Origin of the sequence: Myceligenerans pegani (assembly GCF_014892515.1) — a bacterium.
Taxonomy (GTDB): domain Bacteria; phylum Actinomycetota; class Actinomycetes; order Actinomycetales; family Cellulomonadaceae; genus Myceligenerans; species Myceligenerans pegani.
This window is the reverse complement of record NZ_JADBGR010000082.1, coordinates 1-11,746: the sequence shown is the minus strand read 5'-3', so window position 1 is coordinate 11,746 and position 11,746 is coordinate 1. Positions and strand designations below refer to the sequence as shown.

12 protein-coding genes are annotated in these 11,746 nt (G+C 72.0%); all 12 read left to right on the top strand.

All coding sequences use genetic code 11. The annotated features are described in order from the left end of the window. Nucleotides 1-135 precede the first annotated feature (135 nt). Nucleotides 136-648, top strand: a complete 513-nt coding sequence (locus tag IIE03_RS11015; RefSeq protein WP_192862809.1) for a hypothetical protein — start codon at nt 136-138, stop codon at nt 646-648. A gap of 154 nt (nt 649-802) precedes the next feature. After that, a complete protein-coding gene (ftsY, locus tag IIE03_RS11010) occupies nt 803-2,038 on the top strand; it encodes a signal recognition particle-docking protein FtsY (RefSeq protein ID WP_192862808.1) in 1,236 nt (411 codons plus the stop codon). 344 nt (nt 2,039-2,382) lie between these two features. After that, entirely contained in the window at nt 2,383-3,663 is a 1,281-nt protein-coding gene (locus tag IIE03_RS11005) for an ammonium transporter (protein ID WP_264158583.1), read from the top strand. Between the two features lie 46 nt (nt 3,664-3,709). Continuing rightward, the gene (locus IIE03_RS11000; protein ID WP_192862806.1) at nt 3,710-4,048 is read left to right on the top strand and encodes a P-II family nitrogen regulator; all 339 of its coding nucleotides are present in this window, start codon (nt 3,710-3,712) and stop codon (nt 4,046-4,048) included. Next, nucleotides 4,023-5,873, top strand: a complete 1,851-nt coding sequence (locus tag IIE03_RS10995) for a [protein-PII] uridylyltransferase family protein (protein ID WP_318842924.1) — start codon at nt 4,023-4,025, stop codon at nt 5,871-5,873. The genes IIE03_RS11000 and IIE03_RS10995 overlap by 26 nt, the downstream gene beginning before the upstream one ends. Before the next feature lie 90 nt (nt 5,874-5,963). Beyond that, on the top strand, nt 5,964-7,598 hold the full coding sequence (gene ffh / locus IIE03_RS10990) for a signal recognition particle protein (RefSeq protein ID WP_192862805.1): 1,635 nt from the start codon (nt 5,964-5,966) through the stop codon (nt 7,596-7,598). Between the two features lie 8 nt (nt 7,599-7,606). Further along, the gene (locus IIE03_RS10985; protein WP_192862804.1) at nt 7,607-8,710 is read left to right on the top strand and encodes an amidohydrolase family protein; all 1,104 of its coding nucleotides are present in this window, start codon (nt 7,607-7,609) and stop codon (nt 8,708-8,710) included. 205 nt (nt 8,711-8,915) lie between these two features. Further along, nucleotides 8,916-9,338 (top strand): 30S ribosomal protein S16, encoded by a 423-nt coding sequence (rpsP, locus tag IIE03_RS10980; protein WP_192862803.1) that lies wholly within the window; start codon nt 8,916-8,918, stop codon nt 9,336-9,338. Beyond that, complete coding sequence (locus tag IIE03_RS10975; protein ID WP_192862802.1) at nt 9,338-9,577, top strand: RNA-binding protein; 240 nt, start codon at nt 9,338-9,340, stop codon at nt 9,575-9,577. Before rpsP ends, IIE03_RS10975 begins: the two co-directional genes overlap by 1 nt. A 128-nt stretch (nt 9,578-9,705) precedes the next feature. Next, a complete protein-coding gene (rimM, locus tag IIE03_RS10970; RefSeq protein ID WP_192862801.1) occupies nt 9,706-10,278 on the top strand; it encodes a ribosome maturation factor RimM in 573 nt (190 codons plus the stop codon). A gap of 1 nt (nt 10,279) precedes the next feature. Beyond that, nucleotides 10,280-11,149, top strand: a complete 870-nt coding sequence (gene trmD / locus IIE03_RS10965) for a tRNA (guanosine(37)-N1)-methyltransferase TrmD (RefSeq protein ID WP_192862800.1) — start codon at nt 10,280-10,282, stop codon at nt 11,147-11,149. 213 nt (nt 11,150-11,362) lie between these two features. After that, nucleotides 11,363-11,719 carry a 50S ribosomal protein L19 gene (rplS, locus tag IIE03_RS10960; RefSeq protein WP_192862799.1) on the top strand — a complete coding sequence of 119 codons (357 nt, stop codon included), beginning with the start codon at nt 11,363-11,365 and terminating at the stop codon, nt 11,717-11,719. Nucleotides 11,720-11,746 lie beyond the last annotated feature (27 nt).

Here is an 11,746-nt window from a genome sequence, read left to right as displayed (position 1 = left end):
ACGGGTTCGCGTCCTCGGTCTTCGCACCGGTTCCGGCGGCCAGGGACTGGTTGCCTGTGGGATGTGTGGTGTTTCTGACGGTCGTTCGGCGCGTCCGTGGGGGCATCCGACAAGGTTTCGGGAGAGAATGACGCCATGTGGTGGTCGGTCCTCCTCCTCGTCGTGTGTCTCCTGCTGGCTGCCGGGGTGTTCCTGGTGGCCAACGTCATGGACGCGGCGGACGGCAATCAGCGGGCCGACACGTTCCCCGGGCGGTTCCGTGCGGGGTGGCACCGGGTGGCCGGCGGCGGCTGGCCCAAGCAGACCGGCCGGGTGAAGGGTGCGTCGGCGGTGGCCACGCATGCCGTGGGTGCCCCTTCGGTATGGGTCGGCAAGCCCGGTCAGGGTCGCCGGTCGGACGAGGCCGCGCCGGTCGACATGGAGATGTCGGAGTTCTTCCGGGCAACGGTCGAGGACAAGCCGGGGTACATGGACGCGGAGGAGCTGCAGGGCCTTCTCGGCAAGGCCCGCGATCAGGCGACCAAGGCGGTGAACGTTCCGATCCAGACCGTCAAGCCGGTGCTGAGCGACCCGAGGGCACTCCAGAACCTCGTGCCTCGCCCGTTGCGTCCCGGCGCGGGCGAGCGCCAGGAGGACAAGCAGGGCTGAACGGTCTCGGCCGGGCGGATCCGGCTGAGCGGCTCGGGAGAGCGGTCTCGCCCTGCCCGGAGGTCGCGGCTCTGCTCTACGTGACGTCCCCCGTCCGTCCACAGGCGGCGGCCGCACGCCACGCCCGGGGAGTGCGTCTGGGAGAATCGTCCGCGTGAACGAAGTTCCCTGGATCGAGATCATCGTCGGACTCGTCGTGGCCGCCTCCGGTGGCGGCCTGATCGCCTTCCTGCGCGCCCGCGCGAAGGGGTCCGGCGATGCCGGCGGGGCCGACACCATCGAGAGGCCCGGCCAGGTCGACGAGGTCACGTCCGAGACCGAGGAGGCGGGCGGGCCGGCGTCGGGCACCGTGGTGATCCACGAGCCGGGGACGGGGACGATCGCCGAGGAGGCACCGTCCGAACCGGCCGCGGAGAAGCCCGCCGTGGCGAGGCCCGTCGTCGAGAAGCCGGCTCCCGTCGCGGGGAGGCTCGTGCGGCTCCGTGACCGCCTCGCCAGGTCGGGGTCGCCGCTGGGTGCCCGCCTGCTCGAGGTGCTGTCCCGGGACTCGCTGACCGAGGACGACTGGGACGAACTGGAGGAGGAACTGCTCCTCGCCGACATCGGCGCCGGCCCGACGGCCGAACTGCTGGACAGCCTGCGCACCCGGGTCCGGGTGCTCGGCGTGCGCGAGCCCGCCGCCGTGCGCGAGCTGCTGCGGGAGGAACTGGTCGCGCTCGTGGGCCCGGACATGGACCGCTCGCTCCACGTGGAGCCGTCCGCGGGCGAGGAGGGCACGCGGCTGCCTGCCGTCGTGCTCGTCGTAGGGGTGAACGGGACGGGCAAGACGACCACGGTCGGGAAGCTCGCGCGGGTGCTCGTGGCGGAGGACAGGTCGGTGGTGCTGGGCGCGGCGGACACGTTCCGGGCGGCGGCGGCGGATCAGCTGACCACATGGGGGGCGCGGGTCGGCGTCGGGACGGTGCGGTCGGACAAGGAGGGCGCGGACCCGGCGTCGGTCGCGTTCGACGCCGTGACGCGCGGCCGCGACGAGAAGGCCGACGTGGTGCTCGTCGACACGGCGGGACGGCTCCAGAACAAGGCTGGGCTCATGGACGAGCTCGGCAAGATCGTGCGCGTGACGTCGAAGGTCGCGGCGCCCAGCGAGGTGCTGCTCGTGCTGGACGCGACCACGGGGCAGAACGGCCTCACGCAGGCGCGCGTGTTCGCGGAGGTCGCGGGCGTGACGGGCATCGTGCTGACCAAGCTGGACGGGACGGCGAAGGGTGGCATCGTGGTCCAGGTCCAGCGCGAGCTCGGCGTCCCGGTCAAGCTCGTCGGCCTGGGGGAGGGCCCGGACGATCTGGCCCCGTTCGACGCGGCCGAGTTCGTGGACGGAATCCTCGGCTGAGAGTGCGCTGCGAACTCGGCTGACTCCAGGTCAAGAAGCGGTCATGGTTGCCCCGGGATGCAGGCGTGTCCAAATGGTGAGAAAACTCTGAAGACCGTGTGAAGTCACGGACGGGTAGCGCTGGCATCACGATCGAATCACAATGGCGGCGGACATTTCACCCAGCGCGCTCGCGAAATCAAGTATTTACACTCTTTCGCACTGCGTCACATATCCGTAACATCGGTGCCGGTCCCGTGTAACGACACTTGGGGAGCGTGATCACCGACCAGCCACCCCCGGCTGGCATGGAGAGAGGCAAACGGATGGAAGAGTTCGCACTGGACAGTGGCAACACTGCCTGGATGCTCACCGCCTCCTCGCTCGTGCTGCTGATGACGCCGGGACTGGCGTTCTTCTACGGCGGTATGGTGCGCGGGAAGAGCGTCCTGAACATGATGATGATGAGCTTCGTCTCGATCGGCGTCGTCGGAGTCCTCTGGGCGCTGTACGGCTACTCGATGACGTTCGGCAACGACATCGGCGGAATCATCGGCGACCCGACGCAGTACTTCGGCCTGGTGATCAACGACGCCGACTCGCTCATGTTCGGCTCCGGCGTCCCGGCACTCGTCGCCGCGTCGTTCCAGGCGACGTTCGCGATCATCACGGTCGCCCTGATCTCGGGTGCGGTCGCCGACCGCGTCAAGTTCGGCACGTGGATCGTCTTCGCGATCCTCTGGGTCACGCTCGTCTACATCCCGGTCGCGCACATGGTGTGGGGCGGCGGCCTGCTCGGCACGGACGGCCCGATCGCGGCGGCACTCTCGGCGCCGATCGACTTCGCCGGCGGCACCGTGGTGCACATCAACGCCGGTGCGGCCGCGCTCGCCCTGGTGCTCGTGGTCGGCAAGCGCAAGGGCTTCGGCACCGAGCCGATGCGCCCGCACAACCTGCCCTTCGTCATGCTCGGCGCCGCGCTCCTGTGGTTCGGCTGGTTCGGCTTCAACGCCGGCTCCGAGTTCGCGGCCGACGGCACGTCCGGCCGCGCGTGGATCAACACGACCGTCGCCACCTGCGCCGCGATGCTCGCCTGGCTCGTCACCGAGAAGTTCCGCGACGGCGCGAGCACCTCGCTGGGTGCCGCGTCCGGCGTCGTCGCGGGCCTCGTGGCGATCACGCCGGCCGCCGCGTCGGTCGACATCTACGGTTCGCTCGTCATCGGTGCCGCGGCGGGTGTCGCATCCGCCCTGGCGGTCGGCCTCAAGTACAAGTTCGGCTACGACGACTCGCTCGACGTGGTGGGCGTCCACCTGGTGTCCGGCCTCGTCGGTACCGTACTGATCGGCCTGTTCGCGACGGCGGCCGACGGCGCGAACACCTGGTGGGCCGGCATCGGCGAGGAGAACGGCGGCCTGGAGGGCCTCTTCTACGGTGGCGGTGCGATCCAGCTCGTGTCGCAGATCATCGCCGCGCTCGTCGCGATCGTGTTCTCGTTCGTCGTCACGTACCTGATCGCACTGGTCCTCAAGGTCACCCTCGGCTGGCGTGTCACCGAGCAGGAGGAGGTCGACGGGATCGACCTCGCCGTGCACGGTGAGACGGCGTACGAAGGTGTCGGCTCGACCATCACCGAGGTTCGCTGACCCGGCCGGGCCGGGACAGGGACCTTACGACTAGGGAGGTACGTGCATGAAGCTCGTCACGGCAATTCTCCAGCCGCATCGGCTCGACGACGTGAAGTCGGCCCTCGAGTCGGCGGGCGTCCGAGGGATGACCGTCTCCGAGGCAAGCGGCTACGGCCGTCAGAAGGGGCACACCGAGGTCTACCGTGGTGCCGAGTACACCGTCGACCTCGTGCCGAAGGTGCGCATCGAGGTCCTGGTGTCCGACGAGGACGCCGGTCCGGTGTCCGAGGCCATCGTCGGCGCGGCCCAGACCGGCAAGATCGGCGACGGCAAGGTGTGGACCGTGTCCGTCGACGACGTGGCCCGCGTCCGCACCGGTGAGCACGGCGACGCCGCGCTCTGACGTGCCGCAGGGCTCACCGGAGGCCCCGCATCCCACGCACGGGGTGCGGGGCCTCCGCGACGAACTGCTGGCCATCGCCGCGGAGGCCACAGGCACGCCGTCGGGCAACGGCACACCGGGCCGGGAGCGCCGCGCCGCCCTCGTCCGGCACGTGACGGACCGGCTCACCGCGCTCTGGGAGTACGCGGTCGAGGACGTCCCGGGCACCGGCGTCGCGCTGGCCGCCGTCGGCAGCCTCGGCCGCGGCGACATGGGGCCGATGAGCGACCTCGACCTCGTGCTCGTGCACGACGGCCGCACCCACACCGACGAGCAGCTCGCCCGGGTCGCGGAGCGCCTCTGGTACCCCCTGTGGGACTCCGGCGTCGACCTCGACCACTCCGTCCGTTCCCTCGCGCAGTGCCGCAAGGTGGCGTCCAAGGACCTGCCGGCGGCCGTCTCGTGGCTCGACGTGCACGCGATGGCGGGCGACACCGCGCTCGTGCACCGCGCCGCGACCGGTGTCCTCACCGACTGGCGGGACGCGGCACGCCGTCGCCTCCCGGAACTCCTCGGGACCGTGCGCGAGCGCGCGGAACGCTCCGGCGAGCTCGCCTACCTCATCGAGCCGGATCTCAAGGAGGCCCGCGGCGGCATCCGGGACGCCGTGGTGCTGTCGGCGCTCGCCGCGACCTGGCTGACCGACCGTCCGCACGGCACGGTCGACGACGCGTACACCCACCTGCTCGACGTGCGCGACGCCCTCCAGGTGACGGCCCGCCGCCGCACCACGCGCCTGCTGCTGGCCGACCTCGACGAGGTCGCCGACCGCTGCGGCTACGACGACGGCGACGACCTCCTCGCGAGCCTCGCCGCGGCCGGCCGGGAGATCTCGTACGCGCTGGACTCGACCGTGCGCCGCGCGCGCAAGGCCCTGGACCGCAGGCCGATCGGCAAGCCCCTGATCATCCGGGGGCGCATGAAGCCGCCGCGCCTGCGCCCGGTCGGTGACGGCCTGGTGGAGCACGACGGCGAGCTGGTGCTGGGGGTGGACGCGCGGCCGGCGTCGGATCCTCAGCTGTCCCTGCGGGCGGCCGCCACGGCGGCGCGCACCGGCCTCCACCTCTCTCCGGTGACGATCTCGTCCCTGCGCGACTGCCCGCCGCTGCCCGAGCCCTGGCCGCCGGCCGCGCGTGCCCACCTGCTCGCCCTGCTCGCCTCGGGCAGCGCGCAGGTGCCCGTGTGGGAGGCGCTCGACCTGGCCGGGGTCGTGACCACGTGGATCCCTGAATGGGCCGACGTGCGCAACCGTCCCCAGCGTGCCGCGATCCACCGGCACACCGTGGACCGCCATCTCGTGGAGACGGCGCGCCTCGCCGCCCGGCTCAAGCGCGGCGCGACGTTCGGCGCGCCCGCCGACGCGGGCCGCGCGACCGGCCCGGACGCCGGCGGGAACGCCGGCGGGGGCGACGTGCTCCTCCTGTCCGCACTCCTGCACGACATCGGCAAGGTGCGCGGAGCGCCCGACCACTCGGTCGAGGGGGCGCGCCGCGTGCCGGCGATCATGCGTCGCATGGGCTTCGACCGCGCGGTGTCCGACGACGTCGCCCGGCTTGTCCGGCACCACCTGGTGCTCTCGGAGCTGGCGGTGAGCGGCGACCACGACGACCCGGAGACGCTGGAGGCGCTGCTCGAGGCCGTCGACCACCGCGCCGATCTCCTGGACGTCCTGCGGCTCCTCACGGAGGCGGACACGACGTCGCTCGGCCCCAAGGCATGGACCCCCTGGCGGGCCAGCCTGGTGGACGACCTCACCGGCAGGGCCCGCTCCGCCCTGGGCGGCTGACGCACCACATCCGCCGGGGCGGCGGATGTGGTGCGGGACATGCTGCCGCGGCGAGCGGCCCGGCGCGGTTGCTCAAGTACCCTGGACCCCGTGTTCAACTCCCTGTCCGACCGGCTGACCCAGACGTTCAAGAACCTGCGCGCGCGCGGGCGCCTCTCGGAGGCGGACATCGATGCCACCGTGCGCGAGATCCGGCGCGCGCTGCTCGACGCGGACGTCGCCGTGCCCGTGGTGCGTGAGTTCACCAGGGCCGTACGGGAGCGGGCGCTGTCGGCGGAGGTGTCGGGGGCGCTCAACCCGGCGCAGCAGGTCGTCAAGATCGTCAACGACGAGCTGGTCGAGATCCTGGGCGGTCGGACCCGGCCGCTGAACCTGGCCAAGACGCCGCCCACCGTGATCATGCTCGCGGGCCTGCAGGGTGCCGGCAAGACGACGCTCGCCGGCAAGCTGGCGCTCGCGCTGAAGGACCAGGGGCACACGCCGCTCCTGGTCGCCGCCGACCTGCAGCGGCCGAACGCGGTGAACCAGCTCTCCGTGGTCGCCGAGCGCGCGGGCGTGCCCGTCTTCGCGCCGCACCCGGGCAACACGGCGTCGGCCGACGACCCCGCCGCCGACGCGCCGCTGATCGGTGACCCTGTCGCCGTCGCGCGCGACGGTGTGGCGGAGGCACGCGCCAAGCTGCACGACGTCGTCATCGTGGACACCGCGGGCCGGCTCGGCATCGACGAGGTCCTGATGAAGCAGGCCTCGGACATCCGCGACGCGATCACGCCGGACGAGGTCCTGTTCGTCATCGACGCCATGATCGGCCAGGACGCGGTGAACACGGCGAAGGCGTTCGCCGACGGCGTCGACTTCACCGGCGTCGTGCTGTCCAAGCTGGACGGCGACGCGCGCGGTGGTGCGGCGCTGTCGGTCGCACAGGTGACCGGCCGGCCGATCATGTTCGCCTCCGTGGGCGAGAAGCTGACCGACTTCGAGGTCTTCCACCCCGACCGGATGGCGTCCCGCATCCTCGACATGGGTGACGTCCTCACCCTGATCGAACAGGCCGAGAAGGCGTTCGACGCCGAGCAGGCCGAGAAGATGGCCCAGAAGGTGGCCACCGGCGAGGACTTCACGCTGGCGGACTTCCTGGTGCAGATGCAGCAGCTGAAGAACATGGGCTCGATGAAGAAGATGCTCGGCATGCTGCCTGGCATGGGCCAGATGCGCGAGCAGCTCGACCAGTTCGACGAGCGCGAGGTCGATCGCATCGAGGCGATCGTCCGGTCGATGACGCCGGCCGAGCGGGACAACCCGAAGATCATCAACGGCTCGCGGCGCGCGCGGATCGCCCGCGGCTCCGGCACTTCGGCCAACGCCGTCAACCAGCTGCTCGACAGGTTCTCGCAGGCCCAGAAGATGATGAAGCAGATGGGGCGGGGCGGCGGCATGCCGGGCATGGGCCCCGGCGGAATGCCCGCGATGCCGGGCGGGCCGGGCATGGGCATGGGGAAGAAGTCGCGCGGCAAGACCCAGCCCCCGAAGAAGAAGAAGGGAAAGTCGGGGAACCCCGCGAAGCGGGCACAGCAGGAGCGTGAGGCGATGCAGCGCGCGCTCGGGGGCGGCCGCCGGCAGTCGTCCGCACCGGCCGGCGCGGCGTTCGGCAAGGCCGGCGACGACCAGGCCCCGCCGGACATGGAGGCGCTCGAGAAACAGCTCGGCAAGTTCCTGGACAGGTGAGAGTCCCCGTGTCGGACGCCCCGACCCTGCACATCCGCGGAAACGTTCTCCTGGACGACGACCGCGAGCTCGGCGACCTCTGGGTGCGGGGCGGCCGGGTCAGCCTGACCCGGCCCTCGGCCCAGGGCGCGGGCATGCGCGTGATCGAGGGCTGGGCGCTGCCGGGTCTCGTGGACGCCCACTGCCACATCGGCCTGGCCGCCGAGGGCGCCGTCCCGCACGACGTCGCCGCGCGCCAGGCCGTCGCCGACCGGGACTCGGGCGTGCTCGTGGTGCGGGACGCCGGCTCGCCGTCGGACACGAGGTGGGTGCAGGCGCGTGGTGACCTGCCTCGGCTCATCCGCGCCGGGACGCATCTGGCGCTCGCCAGGCGCTACCTGCGGAACTTCGCGCGCGAACTGGACGATCCGGCCGAACTACCCGCCGCGGTCCGCGAGGAGGCCCTGCGCGGCGACGGCTGGGTCAAGCTCGTCGGGGACTGGATCGACCGGTCGCTCCCGGAAGGCGGTGACCTGACCCCGCTCTGGCCCGGCGACGTGCTGGCGCGTGCGGTGGCCGCCGCGCACGCGGAGGCGGCGCGTGTCACCGTGCACACGTTCGCGACCGAGACGGTCGACGCCCTGCTCGACGCCGGCGTGGACGGTATCGAGCACGGCACCGGCATGACGGCCGAACAGATCTCGCGGGCCGCGGAGGCGGGGGTCGCGGTGACGCCGACGCTGCTCCAGGTAGCGCAGTTCGAGGCGATCGCGGCGCAGGCCGAGCCGAGGTACCCGGTGTTCGCGAAGCGGATGCGGCACTTGCACGCCCGCCGCTACCAGCAGGTACGCGACTTCTACGACGCCGGCGTGCGGCTGCTCGTCGGGACGGACGCGGGCGGCACCATCGGGCACGGGCGTATCGCCGACGAGTGCGCGGAACTCGTGGCCGCCGGTGTGCCTGCCGCCGAGGTCGTGGCGATGGCGTCCTGGCGGGCGCGCTCGTTCCTCGGACTGGGGGCCGTCGTCGAGGGATCGAGCGCCGACCTCGTGGTGTACCCGGAGGATCCGCGCGAGAACATCGATGTCCTGCGGTACCCGACGGCGATCGTGCTGCGCGGCGAGCTGTACTGAGTTTCCCGGAGCCGCAGCTACGCCTTCGGCGGCTCGGGACCGGTCGCCTTGGTCAGCGGGTGCCAGGTCTGGCACAATATCCGGGTACTCGGTGCGCCCGGGCCCCTCTCACCCGCACGCACCCGGTCCCGACCTCACCCACCGGACCACCCCCACGGCCGGCTGGACGGGTCACCCCATTCTGAGAACCAGGAGAGACCACTTCGTGGCCACCAAGATTCGTCTGAAGCGCTTCGGCAAGATCCGTGCGCCCTACTACCGCGTCGTCGTCATGGACTCGCGGACCAAGCGCGACGGTCGTGCGATCGAGGAGATCGGCAAGTACCACCCCACCGAGGAGCCGTCCCTCATCGAGATCGACTCCGAGCGCGCGCAGTACTGGCTCGGTGTCGGTGCGCAGCCGACCGAGCAGGTCACCGCCCTGCTCAAGGTGACGGGCGACTGGCAGAAGTTCAAGGGCCTGCCGGGCGCCGAGGGCACCCTGAAGACCAAGGGTGAGAAGGGCGACGCCTCCGCCGCGATCGACGCCGTGCACGCCGAGGCCGAGAAGGCCAAGGCCGACGCCGCCGCCAAGGCCGACGCCGCCCCGGCGGAGGACGCCGAGACCCCGGCCGAGACCGAGGCCTGATGCTCGCGGAGGCCCTCGAGCACCTGGTGCGCGGGATCGTCGACAACCCGGACGACGTCCGCGTGTCCGCGAAGACGCTGCGCAGGGGCGACCTGCTCGAGGTCCGGGTGCACCCGGACGACCTGGGCCGTGTCATCGGCAGGGGCGGCCGGACGGCACGCGCACTGCGATCGGTCGTCGGCGCGCTGGCGGCCGACGGCTCGGTTCGCGTCGACGTCGTGGACGTCGACCGGCGCTGACGAAGGGCGCGAACGAACGCACGGGGCCCGGTCCGAGGACCGGGCCCCGCTTCTTTTGCCCCGCCGCGGAGCGTGCGGCACGGTGGGGCGGCGGGCCGAAGCTCGCACCACGAACCGAGGAGTCTCAGATGGAGCTGACCGTCGCCCGGATCGGGCGCGCTCACGGACTGAAGGGCGAGGTCACGCTGGACCTGCGGACCGACGATCCCGCCGAACGCCTCGGCGTGGGCCAGGTCCTGCGGACCGTACCGGCCGAGGCCGGGCCGCTGACCGTGACCCGGGCCCGCGTGCACCAGGACCGGTGGGTGGTGATGTTCGCCGAGGCGCCGGACCGTACGGCCGCCGAGCGCCTGCGCGGCGTCGAGCTCGTGGTCGACGTGGACGCCTCGGACGAAGAAGATGCCTGGTACCCGCACGAGCTCCGCGGCCTGCGGGCGGAGCTCACCGACGGGACCGTGGTCGGCGAGGTCGTCGGGCTCGACCACCTGCCCGCCCACGACGTCCTGGTGGTGTCGGAACCGCTGCCGGCCGGTACCGCGCGCACGCTCGTCCCGTTCGTGAAGGCGATCGTGCCGGTGGTCGACGTCGCGGCCGGGCGGGTCGTGCTCGACCCGCCCGGCGGGCTCCTCGCGCGGAACGCGGACTCGGCCACCACGGCCGGGCCCGACGCACTCCCCGGTGACCCCGACGAGGACGGCTGACGTGCGGATCGACGTCGTCACGATCTTCCCGGACTACCTCGCGGCCCTCGACCTGTCGCTGGTCGGCAAGGCGCGGCAGCGCGGGCTGCTGGACCTGCACGTCCATGACCTGCGGGACTGGACCACGGACCGCCACCGTACGGTGGACGACACCCCGTTCGGCGGCGGGGCGGGCATGGTGATGCGCCCCGATGTCTGGGGTCGCGCCCTCGACGAGGTCCTGGGGGCGGGCCCGCCGGGGGACACCCCGCAGGCGCCGCCGTCCCACGAGCCGGCCCCGCCGCGATCGCCGTCGGGCAGCACGCTCGTCCTGCCGACGCCGTCCGGTGAGGTCTTCACGCAGCGGCACGCCGAGGACCTCGCGACCGCGGAGCATCTCGTGTTCGCCTGCGGGCGCTACGAGGGGATCGACGCGCGGGTCGCCGAGCACTACCGCGCCATGGGGGTCGACGTGCGGGAACTGTCGATCGGCGACTACGTGCTCAACGGCGGCGAGGTCGCGGCGCTCGTGATGATCGAGGCGGTCGGGCGGCTCGTGCCGGGGATGGTGGGGAACCCCGAGTCCCTCGTGGAGGAGTCGCACGGGGCCGCGGGGCTGCTCGAGTACCCCGTGTACACCAAGCCGCCCCGGTGGTACGGCATCGACGTCCCCGAGGTGCTGCTCTCCGGGCACCACGCCCGGATCGACCGGTGGCGGCGGGACGAGGCGCTGCGCCGGACGGCAGGACGCCGGCCCGAGATGATCGCCGCGCTCGACGGGGCGGCGCTCGACAGGCACGACACCGCGCTGCTCGCGGAGCTCGGGTGGACGGTGTCCGACGACGGGCGCGTGGTGGCCACGCCCCCGATCGGGGACGCGCCGGCCGAGTGACATCACACCGGCGCGGCCGTCGGACCGGTGCCGTTGTGGCAGAATAGGTCCTCGGCGCGTCGGCGGTCAGGTCTCTGCCACGGGGGACGGCCGCCGGGTCGGACCCGGCACGATCGTCAGCACGGCACGCCACCTCACATCAGCCCAGTCGGCCGCGGGATCCTCGCGGCCGCGAGATTCGCGCCTGACCTGTGGCAGGTACGGAGAAGAACGATGCAGAAGCTCGACAGCGTCGACGCAGCCTCGATGCGCGACGACATCCCGGAGTTCCGCGCCGGTGACACCCTGAAGGTCAACGTCAAGGTCATCGAGGGCACCCGCTCCCGTGTCCAGGCGTTCCAGGGCATCGTCATCCGTCGCCACGGCGGCGGCGTGGGCGAGACGTTCACCGTCCGCAAGATCAGCTTCGGTGTCGGCGTGGAACGTACGTTCCCGCTCCACGCGCCGACGATCGACTCGATCGAGGTCGTGACCCGCGGTGACGTCCGCCGGGCGAAGCTGTACTACCTCCGTAACCTGCGCGGCAAGAAGGCGAAGATCAAGGAGAAGCGCGAGACCGCCGCTTCCTGATCCCTCGTCCGGCCGGGCAGGTGGTTG